Source organism: Vulcanisaeta distributa JCM 11216, from assembly GCF_001315985.1.
In the GTDB taxonomy this organism is placed as follows: domain Archaea; phylum Thermoproteota; class Thermoprotei; order Thermoproteales; family Thermocladiaceae; genus Vulcanisaeta; species Vulcanisaeta distributa_E.
Genome location: NZ_BBBI01000005.1, coordinates 1 through 15,361 on the forward strand (window position 1 = coordinate 1; position 15,361 = coordinate 15,361).

The 15,361-nt window shown below is 45.6% G+C and carries 25 protein-coding genes and 1 pseudogene; 16 read left to right on the top strand and 10 right to left on the bottom strand.

The features are described 5' to 3' along the window. Positions 1-97 precede the first annotated feature (97 nt). The 3 genes from JCM11216_RS05165 to JCM11216_RS05170 all read right to left on the bottom strand — a co-directional run bounded on the left by JCM11216_RS05165 (position 98) and on the right by JCM11216_RS05170 (position 1,949). Positions 98-694, bottom strand: coding sequence for a hypothetical protein (locus tag JCM11216_RS05165; RefSeq protein ID WP_054853529.1), 597 nt, complete (start codon positions 692-694; stop codon positions 98-100). 44 nt (positions 695-738) lie between these two features. Next, the gene (locus JCM11216_RS16555) at positions 739-897 is read right to left on the bottom strand and encodes a hypothetical protein (protein ID WP_243675249.1); all 159 of its coding nucleotides are present in this window, start codon (positions 895-897) and stop codon (positions 739-741) included. Positions 898-962: 65 nt separating this feature from the next. Beyond that, positions 963-1,949 carry an ATPase domain-containing protein gene (locus tag JCM11216_RS05170; RefSeq protein ID WP_054853530.1) on the bottom strand — a complete coding sequence of 329 codons (987 nt, stop codon included), beginning with the start codon at positions 1,947-1,949 and terminating at the stop codon, positions 963-965. A 226-nt stretch (positions 1,950-2,175) separates the two neighbouring features. Here JCM11216_RS05170 and JCM11216_RS05175 point away from each other — a divergent pair, with 226 nt between their 5' ends. Continuing rightward, a complete protein-coding gene (locus JCM11216_RS05175) occupies positions 2,176-2,661 on the top strand; it encodes a hypothetical protein (protein ID WP_243675250.1) in 486 nt (161 codons plus the stop codon). Between the two features lie 10 nt (positions 2,662-2,671). On the opposite strand, the gene JCM11216_RS05180 is transcribed toward JCM11216_RS05175, so the two are convergent. Together JCM11216_RS05180 and JCM11216_RS05185 are read right to left on the bottom strand one after the other, a co-directional pair. Beyond that, positions 2,672-3,337 (bottom strand): hypothetical protein, encoded by a 666-nt coding sequence (locus JCM11216_RS05180; RefSeq protein ID WP_243675251.1) that lies wholly within the window; start codon positions 3,335-3,337, stop codon positions 2,672-2,674. Positions 3,338-3,439: 102 nt separating this feature from the next. After that, positions 3,440-3,988, bottom strand: coding sequence for a hypothetical protein (locus tag JCM11216_RS05185; protein WP_054853531.1), 549 nt, complete (start codon positions 3,986-3,988; stop codon positions 3,440-3,442). A gap of 474 nt (positions 3,989-4,462) precedes the next feature. Between JCM11216_RS05185 and JCM11216_RS05190 the strand changes: the two genes are divergently transcribed. From JCM11216_RS05190 to JCM11216_RS16560, 3 genes are read left to right on the top strand one after another with little or no spacing between them, the layout of a single operon-like run. Next, positions 4,463-4,702, top strand: coding sequence for a ribbon-helix-helix protein, CopG family (locus tag JCM11216_RS05190; protein WP_243675252.1), 240 nt, complete (start codon positions 4,463-4,465; stop codon positions 4,700-4,702). Positions 4,703-4,756: 54 nt separating this feature from the next. Continuing rightward, entirely contained in the window at positions 4,757-5,344 is a 588-nt protein-coding gene (locus JCM11216_RS05195) for a hypothetical protein (protein ID WP_054853532.1), read from the top strand. Further along, on the top strand, positions 5,341-5,478 hold the full coding sequence (locus tag JCM11216_RS16560; RefSeq protein WP_243675253.1) for a hypothetical protein: 138 nt from the start codon (positions 5,341-5,343) through the stop codon (positions 5,476-5,478). The genes JCM11216_RS05195 and JCM11216_RS16560 overlap by 4 nt, the downstream gene beginning before the upstream one ends. A 48-nt stretch (positions 5,479-5,526) precedes the next feature. On the opposite strand, the gene JCM11216_RS16565 is transcribed toward JCM11216_RS16560, so the two are convergent. From JCM11216_RS16565 to JCM11216_RS05205, 4 genes and pseudogenes are all read right to left on the bottom strand, one after another. Beyond that, positions 5,527-5,685, bottom strand: coding sequence for a hypothetical protein (locus tag JCM11216_RS16565; RefSeq protein WP_243675254.1), 159 nt, complete (start codon positions 5,683-5,685; stop codon positions 5,527-5,529). 13 nt (positions 5,686-5,698) lie between these two features. Next, on the bottom strand, positions 5,699-6,244 hold the full coding sequence (locus JCM11216_RS05200) for an exodeoxyribonuclease III (protein WP_243675255.1): 546 nt from the start codon (positions 6,242-6,244) through the stop codon (positions 5,699-5,701). Next, positions 6,207-6,446 (bottom strand): hypothetical protein, encoded by a 240-nt coding sequence (locus tag JCM11216_RS16570; protein WP_243675256.1) that lies wholly within the window; start codon positions 6,444-6,446, stop codon positions 6,207-6,209. The genes JCM11216_RS05200 and JCM11216_RS16570 overlap by 38 nt, the downstream gene beginning before the upstream one ends. A gap of 35 nt (positions 6,447-6,481) precedes the next feature. Continuing rightward, positions 6,482-8,180: pseudogene (locus tag JCM11216_RS05205) on the bottom strand (long-chain-fatty-acid--CoA ligase). Between the two features lie 101 nt (positions 8,181-8,281). On the opposite strand from JCM11216_RS05205, the gene JCM11216_RS16575 reads away from it, so the two are divergent. The 12 genes from JCM11216_RS16575 (at position 8,282) to JCM11216_RS05240 (ending at position 14,889) form a co-directional block, all read left to right on the top strand. Further along, complete coding sequence (locus JCM11216_RS16575) at positions 8,282-8,452, top strand: hypothetical protein (protein WP_243675257.1); 171 nt, start codon at positions 8,282-8,284, stop codon at positions 8,450-8,452. Positions 8,453-8,472: 20 nt separating this feature from the next. After that, on the top strand, positions 8,473-9,093 hold the full coding sequence (locus tag JCM11216_RS05210; RefSeq protein ID WP_243675258.1) for an MBL fold metallo-hydrolase: 621 nt from the start codon (positions 8,473-8,475) through the stop codon (positions 9,091-9,093). Between the two features lie 39 nt (positions 9,094-9,132). Beyond that, positions 9,133-9,795 carry a hypothetical protein gene (locus tag JCM11216_RS05215; protein WP_054853533.1) on the top strand — a complete coding sequence of 221 codons (663 nt, stop codon included), beginning with the start codon at positions 9,133-9,135 and terminating at the stop codon, positions 9,793-9,795. Positions 9,796-9,841: 46 nt separating this feature from the next. Then, positions 9,842-11,008, top strand: a complete 1,167-nt coding sequence (locus tag JCM11216_RS05220) for a DUF4129 domain-containing protein (RefSeq protein ID WP_054853534.1) — start codon at positions 9,842-9,844, stop codon at positions 11,006-11,008. Further along, the gene (locus JCM11216_RS16580) at positions 10,992-11,345 is read left to right on the top strand and encodes a hypothetical protein (RefSeq protein WP_243675259.1); all 354 of its coding nucleotides are present in this window, start codon (positions 10,992-10,994) and stop codon (positions 11,343-11,345) included. The genes JCM11216_RS05220 and JCM11216_RS16580 overlap by 17 nt, the downstream gene beginning before the upstream one ends. A 16-nt stretch (positions 11,346-11,361) precedes the next feature. Beyond that, positions 11,362-11,655 carry a hypothetical protein gene (locus JCM11216_RS16585; protein WP_243675260.1) on the top strand — a complete coding sequence of 98 codons (294 nt, stop codon included), beginning with the start codon at positions 11,362-11,364 and terminating at the stop codon, positions 11,653-11,655. Beyond that, a complete protein-coding gene (locus tag JCM11216_RS16590; protein ID WP_243675261.1) occupies positions 11,601-12,101 on the top strand; it encodes a hypothetical protein in 501 nt (166 codons plus the stop codon). The genes JCM11216_RS16585 and JCM11216_RS16590 overlap by 55 nt, the downstream gene beginning before the upstream one ends. Further along, positions 12,094-12,903 carry an AAA family ATPase gene (locus JCM11216_RS05230; RefSeq protein WP_243675262.1) on the top strand — a complete coding sequence of 270 codons (810 nt, stop codon included), beginning with the start codon at positions 12,094-12,096 and terminating at the stop codon, positions 12,901-12,903. The genes JCM11216_RS16590 and JCM11216_RS05230 overlap by 8 nt, the downstream gene beginning before the upstream one ends. A gap of 42 nt (positions 12,904-12,945) precedes the next feature. After that, positions 12,946-13,056 carry a hypothetical protein gene (locus JCM11216_RS16595; RefSeq protein ID WP_243675421.1) on the top strand — a complete coding sequence of 37 codons (111 nt, stop codon included), beginning with the start codon at positions 12,946-12,948 and terminating at the stop codon, positions 13,054-13,056. 9 nt (positions 13,057-13,065) lie between these two features. Then, positions 13,066-13,566, top strand: coding sequence for a BatD family protein (locus JCM11216_RS16600; RefSeq protein WP_243675263.1), 501 nt, complete (start codon positions 13,066-13,068; stop codon positions 13,564-13,566). A 109-nt stretch (positions 13,567-13,675) separates the two neighbouring features. Next, on the top strand, positions 13,676-14,362 hold the full coding sequence (locus JCM11216_RS16605) for a DUF58 domain-containing protein (protein ID WP_243675264.1): 687 nt from the start codon (positions 13,676-13,678) through the stop codon (positions 14,360-14,362). 134 nt (positions 14,363-14,496) lie between these two features. After that, positions 14,497-14,889: a hypothetical protein gene (locus tag JCM11216_RS05240; RefSeq protein ID WP_243675265.1), complete on the top strand. Its 393-nt coding sequence runs from the start codon at positions 14,497-14,499 to the stop codon at positions 14,887-14,889. 38 nt (positions 14,890-14,927) lie between these two features. Here JCM11216_RS05240 and JCM11216_RS05245 read toward each other — a convergent pair whose 3' ends face one another. Beyond that, positions 14,928-15,242 carry a hypothetical protein gene (locus JCM11216_RS05245; protein ID WP_054853535.1) on the bottom strand — a complete coding sequence of 105 codons (315 nt, stop codon included), beginning with the start codon at positions 15,240-15,242 and terminating at the stop codon, positions 14,928-14,930. Positions 15,243-15,361 lie beyond the last annotated feature (119 nt).

Here is a 15,361-nt window from a genome sequence, read left to right on the forward strand (position 1 = left end):
GGGCTTGGCATTGATCCACGATGAAACGGGATACTCCTGTTTCATCGTGACTATTCCATCACCGTTCTAGGGACTCCATGATTAATAAGTAAAATGATTATGGCCCTGGGGCACTCATTAACTCCATGAACCTGCTCAGTAACTCCTCCCTCCCCCCCTCACTCCTTAGGAATTTCCTTACGGAGTCCTCACCATCACTCATGAGGAGTAGCTTCACTATGGCTAACTCAATGAGGGTCTTTGTGTAGTAATTCTTCCTAGCCGCCTTAGCCATAAGCCTAACATCCTCATAAGCCCTCACAACCTCATCAACACTTATGACCTCATCCACACCATTCAAACCCCCCCATTCCCTCAGCACCTGCCCTATGTAGTGCCTTATCAACCATTCGCGACCAAAGACCTCGCCCAACGCCTCGGTGATCGTCCTCCTCTCCTCAAGGTACTCATTACTGTTTACGTCCAGGACCCTATCCAAAACCCTAACCAAGTCTGTGGGCCTCCCACCCCCCCAGGCCTTTAGTGCCTTAGCCACGAAATCCCTCACCTGACCCTCATGAACCCTAACGCCATGGTTAATGAATACCCTCATGACATCACTAACCAACCCATCAACCTCCCTAGCAAATCCCCCCCTACCCCCCCTATCCCTAACGCCAATGACCATGTCAGCTCTAAATCCCCCCCTAACCAACCCAACTATTTGAGACTTGGGTGAAACTTTCGACCTTGTATTAATTAGTGTATTACTGGCCCCCCCCGCCCTGGCTGGGAGTAGTTCCGTACCCTCGATTGGTGCGTACTCACCGAGACGAAGCCGGTGGTTAGGTCGACGAGGTACCCCTCATCATTTACTGCAAGCCTCGGTTTCCCAAAAGCCTCACTGGCTTGATTCATCAATTCTTTCTACACAATACGATTAATAAGGCACCAACGTGGATTAAATAAATTATTGAGGTTAATCAATGCAGTCCATCATCCATTATTGAGTACCTTATTTCGAAGCCAGGGGGGGCCAGCCCTGGAACATCCAGTGCCTTCATTAATCCCTCGCCCTTGCCCTTACTAGCCCTCGTCATTAGCCACCTTGCGTTCACTGTGTGGGCTAGTACATTGCCTCCAACCGGTAGTTTGACTTCTATATAGCCGGTCGGGCTAGTCATGACCTGGTTAGTGTAGATGACCAGTACGCCAAGCCTGATTGTTAACCTCCTAAGCCAGTCGAGTACGTAGTGTAGGCGTTGCTGCCTCTCGGCCAACTTCTCCCTACCCCCCCTGAACTGGGCTCTGTACAGTGCAGTTATTGAGTCGACAATCACCACCTTGGCGTTGCCGCTTATTACCAAGTCAGTGAGCCTAAGCTTTATGAAGTCCTCCAGGTCGTCAACGGTGACTGGGTTGTAGATGAGTAGGTAGTCATTGATTGCTTGGTTGTAGTCAACGTTGAACCTACTGGCCATGTTCCTGATTAATTGACTACCTAGGTACTGGTCAATCGTCTTCTCAGTGTCTATGTAAACCACCTTAAACCCGAATTGGCTAATCGAGGCGATTGCTGTCTGTAGAGCCATTATCGTCTTCCCAGTGCCGAATTCGCCAGCGAATTCGTGGGATGCGCCAAAGTGTAGACCACCAACTGCTTGGTCCAAGCCCTCGACGCCAGTCCTCAGTATTGGCATCTTGCTAATTGCCTCAATCCTCTCCCTAGCAGTGACCGCAGACGGTGACTCGGCAAGCAACTCCCTAGCTGTGTTGATTAATCGCCTAGGTAAATCGGTGTCCGGCGAGCCAAGCAGTTCCTGAAGCTCCTCGGCGTTGAACAACAGAACGTGCCTAAGGCTCCTAACACCGGCGTTGATTAACCTATCAACAGTCTGCCTACTAAAGCCGAGCTCAACAAGCCTCGAGAGCTCGGACTCACCAATCGAGTCAGCCCTTTTCCTAGTCACGCTATTTATTGAGCCAGCCCCCCCCTTAAAAGGGGGGGCTGTGGGAGGAGCCTAGTCAAGGCTGTAGTAGCCGAGGCAAAGAACAACCAACGCACCAGGTGGTGTGGAGGCGCTCTACACCACTTGCTTAATCACTCACACTTAGTGAACAACTCGGGTTGGTTATGCAACCAGTACTAACTATATTCCATTTACTCCATTAGATCAACAGAAGAACAAAAATTATATGTGTTATGGAGTATTTTATACATATTACTGGTTTGCTCCTGATCAAAATGATCAAAATGCTTTGGATATTTATTTTATGGTTAATGGAAACATTTACAACAATCAATTACCACAGGAATATATGAATGATTTAAATGCATATGCATTAGAACCTTTACCACCATCAACATATTTAGCAACAAGTTATGAAAACGCATACCAAACAGCATTCGAAGCTGAAGAAAATGTGGCATTAAATAACTATTATCAAACAGGTGGTATCTTATTTAATTCTTTACGTAAAGGATTTATTAATGGTACTTTTGGATATACAGAACAATACGAGAATCTTCCTTATATCTCCTATTTAACGGAAGATGCAGATAATTATCAAAGTCAACCTTATTTATTTGTTTCTACAGGATCTGGAGGCGGTAATGGTTATATGTATCTAAATTGGATGATTGCTACATTTGGGATACCTTATGAGTTAGTTATACCGTAGAAAAATAAATTTAGCTATATGTTGTAGTATGTGCCTGCAATATAAAAGATAAGTAATATCCATAGCTATGCTGAGTTGTGGAAAACATATATCCCCATGGTATTAGCGTTCCATTATTCATTATTATGATTGATATTCCTCCAAAAGCAGGATTTTGCGTATAATGATATATATTTGCTATTTCTTGTAGTATTGTTCCTGTTGGTTGTGTGTTCCATAGGTTTGATGTTCCTGATACTGTTGCCGCTTCTTTATATCCTACATCCAGTGCGTATGCTAGTTTGTTTAAATCATTTGGATCGCTCACTACTATTGTCCAGTATCCTGGGTTGACTTTATCCAGTAGTATTGTGTTTCCCTGCACGGGTATTTGGACTGTCCCCCCCGTTGAATTACCAATAACAACCTCATAACTCAATGGTATGAATTGTTGACCATTGACTGTTGTTCCCATATTTTGTTGATTAAATGAATTAATCACATTAACCGCTTGGGCTAAAGTACTGCTTGTAACATTGAATGTTCCCAAGTCATGCAGATTACCCTGGGAATCGTAGTAGAACAGCTCAAAGAATCCATTGCCGGTGGGTGTTAGGAATGCGTAGGGTGCGTTGATTGTTATGTACGTAGTTGATGGCCTTGGAGTGAGTGGGTGGGTTAGGAATAGGGTGGCCACCACGCAGCAATGATCACAACGGCAACCGCAATGCCAATGAGGACTGCCCTACCCATTGCTTATTGCCTCTGTGTGGGTGAATTAAGCATTGCGCATCGCGAGTCAAACAACCCTAACGCCAAGCCTAATCAGGGCGTTGTTCACGTACTGCCCAGCAAGGCAAGGCCTCGGTAGTTTCCAGAACTGCTTTCCTCTGCCCATTTCCCTAACCTCGATTATCCCGATCAACGTGGGTGTTGTTGATACTGACGCTTGAATGTTCAGTACCGTGTCGGCCCTAATTAAGCCTTGACTAACGAGCCTGCGGTACATCCTGACTATGTTTGGAGCCTCGCTTAATCGCTCAATGATTAAGGCGTAGCCGGAGTCGACCAAGGCGATTAGGGACTCGGCGTTCTCGGGAGGCCAGATGAAATTATTATCCCAGCAGAATTGACGCCTAACCTTCCCCTTAACCAACACGTCGCCTGGGTTGATTTGCAACTCCCTCACACCGAATTCCCTAGGCATTGCCGAAGCCACGATTACCAAGCCCCCCCTCAGGACTAGGGCAACTGAGCCAGGTCCAACAGCGACTGGCTTGCTGGGCGATGCAAAGCCGTAGACAAACAAGTCCCTCTTCCTAACAAGCCCAACCCTAAGAACAATCATCAAAAACCAACAACCAAGGCCTAAAAAGGCTGGGCTTAAGGAGACAATAAACTCGTGGAACAACAGATAGCAATCCCTATGGATAAATGAGCAAAATCCAATTCATACCAGGAATTAGCAGAACAAAATTCCTCGAGTAACGAGGAATAATTTCCAGTGAGTGCTTGGTGTTAATAGAATAAAGGACAGTTCATGCTTGGGATTGCTAACTATTGTTTAATGGCTCTCTTGTTTTTCAGTCCTTCGTTGTTGCATTGTTCGTGGTTCTTGTCCGTGTTTTTCGAGGCATCAATGCATTAATTGCTTGCCGACTCTTTAATTCGTTGCCTTGTTATTATGGCTTCGGCTTCTCGTAATGCATTGTTTGTGGCTTTCGACTGCGGCTTCCGCAGTCCTCGTAATGCATTGGGTCATTAACCGTAATGCATTGGTTCATTGCTTCACGCCTTTTAAGTTGATTTCCCTATTCGTTGGATGAGGTTTAGGTGCGTGAGCGTTAGGGAGGATGTTTATGAGGCTTTGAGGAGGCTATCCGAGGTCAGCAACGCAACAATGAGCGACCTAATACGGCAATTACTCACAGCATACCTAGCCATAAACGAGATTAGGGAATTACTCAAGCAGTGTCTCGATAAGTCAACGCCAATGCAAGCCTTGGCACAGCCAAAACCGAGTCCATTAAGGACTCGATCAAGGAGGTTAATGATTCCCTAATCGGCATTGAGGATAATCCGTGGGTCCAGATCATTAGGTCTAGGGTGAGTAGTAATGAGGATCGAGAGGGGGGGCATTGAGGATCTCGCCATCGAGAGGTTGAGGTCTAAGTTCCCCGGCAAATCGAGCTCGTGGATTAGGCGTGTCTTGAGGAGGTTTGAGAGTGGCTCTGTTAGGCAGGTAACCGAGAATGCCTGGGTGGTGAGTGGTGACCCGAGACTTGGTGATAAGTACCCGAGCTACATTGTTCGCCTCAGGGATGGTAGGTATTATTGCTCATGCTTCGAGACCAGCTGGGGGGGAATGAGGAGGAAAAGCGAGATATGCACCCACATAGCAGCCGTAATCCTACACAGAGAATACTCTAAACTACTACAGCCGATTTATGCGGCAGTCATAACCATGGAGTGCGAAGGAGACTACCACCTAGAAGTACTCGATAAAGAAGTCAAGGTGATTAGGCAGGTAAAGGCATCGAGCAACGACATAGTCAAACCGAGATATAAAGCCACATACATAATAGTGAGCAATGAACCAAAAACCGTCAAGGTAAGGTACGTATGCGGTGATGAGGTTGATGAGCGGGAAATAACACTAAGCAAAACCATGAGATACTTAATCGAGTTGTTTAGGGATTCATGAGAGCTGGCCATGGGGTTGGTCCCCCAGCCATCGAGTTCAGCGACGAGGCAAGCCAATCGCCAAGAACACGGCCAAGTAAAGGCGTCAAAGCCATGAGCAGGGAGTACGGCGAAATTAAGGCGCTGGAGCCGTGAAGGGAGTACGGAAAAATCAAGGGCAACATCGACGACGTAGCCACAACACTATGAGGAGACTGAACAGCCTAAAGTATCCGTTATATCGATAAGTATGGTGGTGATGAGTACGTCATTGACTGTGAAATAGTTAATGAAGAACTCAGGTGCAAAACCCACCGTAGTGGACATGAAGATGGGTGTTTCGTATATAAGTTGTTGGTACATGGTGGTTTCTCCCTTAGGTGCTTATCTCAATCATGACTGGTACATGGTCGGAACCCTCCACGTCACTTAAAACCTCGGCCTTGGCGACCTTACCCCCCCTCAATTCCTCGCTAACTATGCAGTAATCAATCCTCATTGCTCTCCATCTCTCTCGGTAGCTGCGCCATGTGAACACCTTCGCGCTTGGGTGTAGCTCTCTGAAAGTATCTATGAAACCCTCCTTAAGGAATTGATTAAGCCAAGCCCTCTCCTCAGGGGTTAGGCCAGGGTGTTTCTCGTCCCAGAATGAGGAATCAACCCTGTCCCTAGCTATGTTGAAGTCCCCCCCACATGCAATCACAGGCTTTCTGCTCCTTAGGTCAATCAAAAACCTTTCAATGGCGGTGCAGAAGGAAATTTTGAAGCTCAGCCTGCTAAGGTCGTCACCGGCTCTTGGAAAGTACGCATTAACGATATAGAGGTCATTAAGCTCGACCGTAATCACCCTGCCCTCGGCATCAAACTCCCTAATCCCAAGGCCCTTAATAACGGAGATGGGCCTTATCTTCGTGAGTGTCATAACACCTGCGTAGCCCTTCTTCTCGGCAGGAAATGGGTATGCCTCGTAGCCTAGCCCCCATTATCGTTAACGGCACATCGCCCGAACTCCTAATTTCTTGAAGTAAAACAATATCGTAATTACCCATGCCCAGAAGCTTATCGAGCGAGCCTTTCCTCATTATACTCCTTAAGCCATTGATATTCCAGGAAATAATCCTCATTACCGTATTTAATCAGTGCGATGGGATTTAAGCACTTACTTACTAAGCAGTGCGTTCTTATACTGATCCCTAAGCACCTTCTTGTCTATTTTTCCTGTGCTTGTTAGTGGTAGTTCCTTTACGAAGATTACCTTGTCCGGGACCCACCATTTTGGTATTTCCCCCTTTTCCACGTATTTCATTAGGTGGTTCTTTATTTCGTCCTCAGTGAGCCTACCCTCATAGCCAGGCTTGGGCACTATAATGGCCACAGGCCTCTCACCCCCCACTTCTCATGGGGAATACCCACAACGGCCACCATGTTAACACCGGGATGGGTACTAATCAAGTCCTCAAGCCTGAGGCTCGGTATCCACTCGCCGCCGCTCTTAATCACGTCCTTAAGCCTATCGGCGATCTTGACGTAATTGTCGGGGAACCAAACCGCAGCGTCACCCGTGTGGAACCAGCCATTGCGCCACGCATTCCTCGTCTTCTCTGGATCACCAATGTACTCCCTGAAGAGCCATGGAGCCCTAACAGCGATTTCACCAATGGTCTTACCATCCTTTGGAACATCCCTATCCTGCTCATCAACAACACGCAACTGAACAAGGGGGGGTATCACAATCCCAGTCCTTAGGTAAATCTCATTCTTCCTCTCGGGAGGCAGGTCCTTATGGTCAGGCCTCAAATACGCAATAGTTAGTACTGGGGGGGCTGTTTCCGTTAAGCCATAGCCGCTAATTACGGTTATTCCCCCTGGCCTGGGCAGCCTTCAGCAGGCCCTCGGGAAGTGCTGCACCACCTACTATGAACTTTAGCTTGCTTAGGTCGTATTTGGGTGAGTCTGGGTGGTTGAGTAGGTTGTACAGTATCGTCGGTACACCTGCCGATAATGTGATTTCCTCCTCATGAATTAGCTTAAGTATGTGACCCCCCAATCAAAGCGGCCTGGGTATACGACCCTCCTATGCCCATTAAGCATTGTTGACCACGGCCAACCCCATGCATGGACATGGTACATGGGTACAAGAACCATCGCTACATCATCCTGTGAGGCGTTTATGGGTGGGTTCTTCACGCGAGCGCCGTGGATAACGTATGCAGTACTAGTCCTCTGTGGGTGTGGTATCCTCCCTTGGGTAGTCCAGTGGTTCCTGAGGTGAACATTAATGTGGCTGGCGTTCTTTCGTCTATTTCTGGGAATTCCCTCAGTGGTTCGTGCTTGAGGAGGTCCTCATAGGGTATCATCTTAACTCCGTAGTCCTGGCTCGGCTCCTTACCCCTATCACTCATGTAGACCACAGCCTTTATACTCTTGACATTATCAATCACTGGCTTTATTAACTGCTCGAAGTAATCAATATTCACGACAAACACCTCGGGCTTAGCAACACCCATTGTGTATATGATCTCCTTAGGAGCGAGCATTGCATTAACCGTGAATAGGGCAACGCCGATACTTGGGACCGCGTAGTAAAGGTCTAAGTACCTAAGGGTGTTCCACTCAAGCACCGCGACCTTACTACCCAGTTCCCAGGCCTTGCCTGGCTTTAGGTCTAGGTCCATCAAGGCGGCTGCGACCCTCCTAACCCTATCCGCAAGTTGCGTGAAGGTGACCGACGTCCTGGAGCCACCAGGGGGCCAATAAACAACCTCATTATTAGGAAAGGCAGTGGCCACATAGTCAAGTACCTTATCCAAAGTCAATTGAAAGTCGTAGAAAAAGGACTTAACCTCCTCAGACGGCATGTCAGTGATTCCTGTTCATGATTTATAAGACTTCTGGATATAACTCATATATAGAAATATATACATTAATACTTAAAATTAAGTAAACCAGTGTAAAAATTATGAAAATAACAATATTAGTGGATAACTACGCGACACAACTATCCTCATTAAGCAGGCGGTTGCTGGGTGAATGGGGGGGGTTTGCGGCGTATGTACATGACTATAAGATACTATATGATACGGGGCTTACGGGGACGGCCTTACTAAATAATATGAGGCACTGGGCATAGACCCTAATGAGCCGGAGTACTTGGTAATCAGCCATAGGCACATCGACCACACAGGCGGTGTTAAGGCATTCCTAAACGCCAGGTCAAGACCCATAAAAATGATCGCACACACCAACCTATTCACGAAAGCCTACGCCACCGGTGAAGGCGGTAAGCTCGAGGACATAAGCGTGGATTTCACGAGAGAATATCTGGAGAGTAAGGGTGTTGATTTAGTATTGATTAGGGAGCCCTATAGAATAACTAATGAAGTTATTGTGTCAGGTGAGATACCCAGGAAGTGGGGTCCTTCGCATATTGGCGCGGTTACTGATGAGGTGCCTGATGATATGGCATTGTATATAAAACACCCAAATGGATTAATAGCAATTACTGGCTGTGGGCACTCAGGGATTGAAAATATTGTGGAGTATGGGTTCCAGGTAACTGGGTTGAGTAGGTTATACGCGATTATTGGTGGGCTTCACTTCATGGGATTGAGTGAGGACAGGGTTAAGCAGGTAATTAATTACTTAGTCAGCAAATCGCCTAGTATTGTCGTGGGTACGCACTGCACGGGTATCCTAGGCATTGCGGCATTATACAATGCCTTGCCCAAGGCAACCAGGCTTGGCAGCGTTGGTTTAGTTATTGAGCTTTAATAATGTTTTAAATTAGCCTTTGATTAAAATTACTGAGGAATGTCGATTGATCTTCTGGAGCGTGGGATTGTGTATATTCGCTGGTCACTGCTCATAATATCTGCTGATGTCACTATTCTGGAATTGCTATTATTTTTATCGCTGTTAATCACGCCCATGGCCGCGTACATATTCACGGTCGTGGTCTCCTACTTCCTCCTGATATCTACGGTAATACCATACGTACTCGTAGTGCTGTTCTGGCTACTTGGGTTTAGGGACTTGATGCGCTATAGTGGGAGGTACTTAGTGGGGGGGTTTGTTGGCTCGGTGATTATTACAGTGTCGTACTTCATGAACATAGCCTACATGGGTTATCTCATGGCTAATGAGCTCGTGGGAAATGCCCTAATCCCTAGGCCAATAATGCTGGAGCCACTCATTCTAATGTATAATAGGTATTTCATAGTATTTTCGCTTTACCTACCATTACCGCTATTCGTATCGTTGGTCCTGGGAATCCTCGGGTCTGTCCTAAGTATGGTAACTCTATATAGGTTGGGTAATGACTTTAATGTGGCAAGGGTTAAAATCGGTGCCTTAATTACGATAATCGGTGTTTTAACGATAGAGGCGCCATTAATTGGCGGGTTACTCATTGGTGTGGGCACTGCATTGTTAATGCTTGACTGGGCAGGATACTTAATGAAATTGATAAAGTGAATTAAGGCCACTAAGAATTTTAAGTCAGGGTTTGCGAAATTATTGTGTGAATAAATCCGCAATTTTAATACTGGCCATTGGATTATTAATAACGTGGTTATTGGCATCCTCAATAGGCATATTAATAAAGTTGAACGAATCGGGGGGTTCGCAGGGAGGTAGCTCGCTAAATATTCATGTGAGTTTACCACAACCAGCAATCACATTACCGCCAATAAACTTAACAATACCACAACGAGTTAATGAAACCAGTAATGCGGAGTTGTACGTACCATTAATACCACTGCCGGTAATAATGCCCAACGTATCGATAAACATAACGAAATACCTAGCAGTAAGTACACCAAAACCTTCTCAGGCATTGAGTGGTGGATCTCCAGGTACCTTAGGCTCACAGGAAGGCTTGGGGGGGAGTAGCCAGCAGTATGTGAGTAATACGGTGGTTCCATTGAAAATACCACCGTTGTTAATGATGATCGCTATCATCTCCGCCATTGCGATTATTGGCATCAGCTCATTGGCAATAATAAGGAGGGAAATTCACAAAAGTGATCAACCAGGTAGTACCGCTAATGTCAGAGCAAGGATCAGCCCCCCCAGAATTAATGTAGGCCCAAAAAGCGGTGATGAGGAGTTCCCTAAATTCTCAAGGAATATTGAGTTACTCCCTGGGGGGGAGGCTGTGAAGAAGATTAGTGGTTGGGGGGGTGGCAACGACATCATTGATTTAGGAATACCAAGGGATTTACCATTAATTTGGAGGTTCAATGATCCATTACCTATGATTGTCAGGGGGGGTGATGCCCAGGTCATGGTAACGAGGCCGGGGGGGATTATCAGTAATGGTTCATTAATTATGCCTTCGAGGGGGGGTTGTTACGGCATTAGCATTAGGCTTGGTGATAGGGAGGAGGATTTATTCGTTAGGGCTGGTGATTACGGGGGGGATGATATTGTTAATTTCGTTAGGTTAAACATAGGGGGGGGTCTCACGGTTAGGGATTCGGAAACCATTAGGGAGGTGATGAAGCGATTGGTTAATGATGGTGTTATTAATGGTGATTGGGAATCAATTAATGCGATTATTAGGTTGTTTGAGAGGGTTAGGTATGGGCTTAGGGATGTTGATAGGAGTGATTATGAGAAATTCCTCAGGGCCTTGGGAAGGGTCTTTAGGGATGCCAGGGTGATTATTTGTGAGGGCGCGTCATGACTCAATTATTAGGTACGTAATTGCATACGTAATACTTGCGTCATTTACATTGCTTGCGTTCTTGATAAGGCCCATTGGTACTTACCTAATTACCGCATTAATAATACCAACGGTAACCTTAGTAACAATGATTTTGGTGAGTGATTTCGTTAGATACCGTAGTAATGCCACTGCAGATATACTTAGGGGGGGTTTGTTGGCACCTTCATTGTTCACATACCTATTAATTGGGGGCTTAACCTCCATACTAATAGCTAATTACAGGGGGATACTCTCTCATTATAAATTACCTGTTGAATTTCTTAGCCCTGGTCATAATTGGCGCAATAATCAATAGGTACTCAATGAGGCAGGTGGTTGGGACGGGCTTTGCCGAGCCATTACTTAAGTACTTGTCGTATTTCTTCGTATTCCTTGGACTTAGCTATCTATTTGGCGCTATTTACCTGCCATTATTCTACCCATTCGCGGCAGTATCCATTGTTTATCTGATGCTTGCGTTAGTAACCGTGATTGAGAGCCGTGGCATAGATGTTAGTGGAATTATTGGGAACTCACGTTCACTGGCCCTTGCAGCTTCGGCATTGGCCTGTTGTATTCCCTGCTTTCGGTTCCCAAACCATCGACATGGAACATATACGTATTGATAGCGTTCATAATGATTGCCTCAATATCCATAGTATACGCGGGCTATAGACTATACATCGGTGGGTTAGGTGTCGTGGAGGGTATTGAGGAGGAATTGTATGAAAAGCATAAGCGTGAGGTCAGGATTGTCCCATCACCCGAGTACTCGCTCTTTGAGGAGGCAACTAGGGAATTCATAACCAGTGGGAAGAAGGATAAGTTAATTGCGTACCTGGTCCATGAATTAACAAATGACGGCTTAGACTATGAAGAAATCATTGATAGGCTCGATAAATTGATTAATTACTCAAGCGTAGCAACCTGCAGGAGGGTTAATAGGAGGGTACTTGAAATGGAGGTTAAGGAAAGGATAGGTCTCGTTAATGAATTACTCAATGAACTATTAAGCACCAAAAATACTAAATTTAACTCCCTTAATACTCAATCTAGGCCTGGTAATGAGTAAGGTCGGCATTGACTACGTAACGGAGAGAGTAAGGGCCGTAATTAATGAAATAACTAGGTACTTTGTCGGCGATGAGGAGGTCCTAGTGAAAATATTGGCCTCAATAATTGCTGGCGGTCACGTACTCATCGAGGACGTACCAGGAATCGGCAAGACATTTCTGTCAAAAATGCTAGCCAAAGTTCTCGGGCTTAGGTTCAGCAGGATCCAGTTCACGCCCGACTTATTGCCTAGTGACATCATTGGTACTAAGGTTTGGAGACCAGATAAGGGTAATTTCGAGTTGGTGCTTGGCCCCCCCATCTTCGCAAATTTCGTACTCGCTGATGAGGTTAATAGGGCTCCTCCTAAGGTTCAGTCTGCCTTGCTTGAGGCTATGCAGGAGGGTCAGGTAACAATTGAGGGCGAAACCATCAAGCTTCCACAACCATTTATCGTAATCGCAACCCAGAATCCGATTGAGCTTGAGGGTACATACCCACTACCAGAGGCACAACTGGATAGATTCATGATAAGAATAAGACTGGGATACCCGAGGGATGAGGTTGAGCTATTAAGGCGTAGGATTTCATGGCGTAGTAACGACCCAACGCCCCCCCAGGTAAGGGCTGTGTTAAACGGCGATGAATTACTATTGATAAGGGATTTCGTGGAAAGCAATGTCACGGTTAGTGATGATGTCATGAAGTACATAGTGAGTTTTAACGTTATTAGGAGGGATCCCAGGGTACTCGCTGGGCCAAGCCCCCAGGGGGGGCTTAATGGCGTTGATGAGTATGGGCAGGGCTATGGCGGTCATTGATGGTAGGATTACGTAATACCCGATGATATAAAGAGGGTTGTTATTGAGACTCTCGGTCATAGGATTGTGCTTAAGCCTGAGGTTGCCCTGGAGGGGGTCAGTGGTGAGGATGTTGTTAGGGAGTATGTTGAGAAGATACCGATACCTAGGTAGTGATTGTTAATGAGGGAAATCTCGAAAATACTCCTACTCCTTGTATTACTTCCAATGGTTATGGCCGTGATCGCCGTATTAACAACATCTAAACTTTACATCCTCTTCATACTCTTTCCCCTAACCACGTTAGTGATAGCCCTGAGCCTGGGCGATAAGCCCATAATATCAATAACCCTTAGCGCCGATAAGAGTGTTATGTATGTTGATGAGGAATTGAATATTGAACTAAACGTTGAGGCTCATGGAGGCTTCGGCCTATTAATAATCAGGGCACCACCAATTCCCAGTACCTCAATGGTTGAGGGCTTCGAATTAGTTAGGGGCAATAACGTCCACATAATCTTTAAGGGATTTGGCGATGTGAAGAGGAGGTTTACGTACACATTAAGGGCCGTTAAAAGAGGCAATTATTCATTGGGTGGTATTGACTACGTGTACTATAATATCCTGGGGGGGGTTCACGAGCGATTAAGGGCTTCATTAAACTTGAGTGGGATGTTCAGGTAATACCAAGGATTAAAATTGTAAGGAGGGTTCTCGGCATAGTTAAGCCAAGGCAGGGACTACCCAGCAATCGCCGTCTAGGCTTGGGCCGTATTCTACGGAGTTCAGGTCCGTGAGGAATTACGTACCTGGCGACCCCTATAAATTCATCAACTGGAAGGCGACTGCCAGGGATCCTAACCGTAGGATCATGGTTAATGAGTATGAGAGGGAGGGGGGGCTTAGGACAACGATAATACTGCTAGACCTTGGTTGGTGGATGAGGTATGGGACCGTCGAAGATAACCCCCTTGAGTATGGGATATCCCTGACGCTATCCCTAAGTAGGGTGCTACTTAGGTATGGTTACAATGTTGGTCTTTGGACAATACCAATGGGCCCAAGGGTCATACCCAGCTCAGGAGCTGCGCAGTATTATAGGTTACTGAGGGAGTTAATGGTTGTGAAGGCGCTGCCCATTAAGGGCTATACCATGGACCCAGCCCTGTATAGGTTGATTCAGGAGACCGACCCAGCATTAATCATAGTAACGAATGTGAATAGGAAGAGCGTCGAGAGTATCATTGGTATAATTAATAAATTGCCAACAAGGACCTTAATAATTGATATAGTGCCTGATACAATACTAATGAGGAACTTAATAAAGGGATTACCCTGCAACCAATGGATTATTAGGGACAGGGTGAAATTATATAGGGCATTACCGAGGAACGCCAAGGTAATTACCTGGGACCCGACCTGTGAGGGTATTGGTTCATTAATCGCTAGAGTATCTACATACCTGGGCAGGTGGTTGTAGGATGAGGTGGGTCCTAGCAGCATTATCATTAATACTACCCGTGATCCCCCCCTTCATGATATTAATACCCAGTGATTTAGCGGTAGGCTTAACCCTCGTTATTGTAATTCTTTCAATAGTTTATCGGACTCCTTATGAATAGCCTATCCGTTGAGTCCTGGATTGCCCTAATAATGGCATTAGCAATATCTGTGATATCGCAGGGTTATATACCGTACATACTCCACACAGTTCTCATACCGCTTCAAAACACGGTGGTGTTTAATGGGTCAATAATAGTCATAGAGTATTCATTAATACTATCCCAATTACACGGTAATTACGTGAGGTATATGAGGGAATTAAGTAGCAGGGGCTATGATGAGAATGAAGTTAATAACGCATTAAATGACTTGGTTAAGTGGTTACTCATATTCCTAACCATATCCCTATTGGTATCATTTATTATTTACTACGTAATAACGGCGGTTACGGTACCACTGATAGACCCATTCACGTCTCTGGTGATCTTCGCCGTAACTACATAGTCATATCCAGGTACCTACTAACAAAGATGAAAAGTCAGTCATAAAACATCGAAGAAATCACTAAAGCATTCAAGGGCACTACCATTAACCACAGGCCGCCAAACAACCCTATACCTACCCCCCCTATCAATGGGCTTACCATCATTATCAAACTGAAACCAAACAACAACGAAGGAGGAGCTTGGGCTAATGACAATCTGAGGAGGCTCAATTGAATAAACCACCCTGCCGTTGACATCAATTACCTGCCACGAACCAATCATAACGGGGATATTACCCAGGTTAACGAGTGTGATGTAGATGGGCTCACTCCTCGAAAACACCCTCCTATCAAGATAAACACTGCAGGACACAAATACCCAATAAATTACCCGTATAAAAATCAATTATTAATGAAACGAACCATTACATATAAGTTAAGAAATACAGAGAAAATAGGTTATTGCATGAATGTCAATAATCCTGTCAACAA

What these genes read in the sequence shown, in the direction of transcription:
- JCM11216_RS16555 (WP_243675249.1), bottom strand. Translation starts at nt 897, where the DNA reads ATGAATCAAGCCAGTGAGGCTTTTGGGAAACCGAGGCTTGCAGTAAAT.
- JCM11216_RS05175 (WP_243675250.1), top strand. Translation starts at nt 2,176, where the DNA reads ATGTGTTATGGAGTATTTTATACATATTACTGGTTTGCTCCTGATCAA.
- JCM11216_RS05185 (WP_054853531.1), bottom strand. Translation starts at nt 3,988, where the DNA reads ATGATTGTTCTTAGGGTTGGGCTTGTTAGGAAGAGGGACTTGTTTGTC.
- JCM11216_RS05190 (WP_243675252.1), top strand. Translation starts at nt 4,463, where the DNA reads ATGAGGTTTAGGTGCGTGAGCGTTAGGGAGGATGTTTATGAGGCTTTG.
- JCM11216_RS05195 (WP_054853532.1), top strand. Translation starts at nt 4,757, where the DNA reads ATGAGGATCGAGAGGGGGGGCATTGAGGATCTCGCCATCGAGAGGTTG.
- JCM11216_RS16560 (WP_243675253.1), top strand. Translation starts at nt 5,341, where the DNA reads ATGAGAGCTGGCCATGGGGTTGGTCCCCCAGCCATCGAGTTCAGCGAC.
- JCM11216_RS16565 (WP_243675254.1), bottom strand. Translation starts at nt 5,685, where the DNA reads ATGTACCAACAACTTATATACGAAACACCCATCTTCATGTCCACTACG.
- JCM11216_RS05200 (WP_243675255.1), bottom strand. Translation starts at nt 6,244, where the DNA reads ATGACACTCACGAAGATAAGGCCCATCTCCGTTATTAAGGGCCTTGGG.
- JCM11216_RS16570 (WP_243675256.1), bottom strand. Translation starts at nt 6,446, where the DNA reads ATGAGGATTATTTCCTGGAATATCAATGGCTTAAGGAGTATAATGAGG.
- JCM11216_RS16575 (WP_243675257.1), top strand. Translation starts at nt 8,282, where the DNA reads ATGAAAATAACAATATTAGTGGATAACTACGCGACACAACTATCCTCA.
- JCM11216_RS05215 (WP_054853533.1), top strand. Translation starts at nt 9,133, where the DNA reads ATGTCGATTGATCTTCTGGAGCGTGGGATTGTGTATATTCGCTGGTCA.
- JCM11216_RS05230 (WP_243675262.1), top strand. Translation starts at nt 12,094, where the DNA reads ATGAGTAAGGTCGGCATTGACTACGTAACGGAGAGAGTAAGGGCCGTA.
- JCM11216_RS16600 (WP_243675263.1), top strand. Translation starts at nt 13,066, where the DNA reads ATGAGGGAAATCTCGAAAATACTCCTACTCCTTGTATTACTTCCAATG.
- JCM11216_RS05240 (WP_243675265.1), top strand. Translation starts at nt 14,497, where the DNA reads ATGAATAGCCTATCCGTTGAGTCCTGGATTGCCCTAATAATGGCATTA.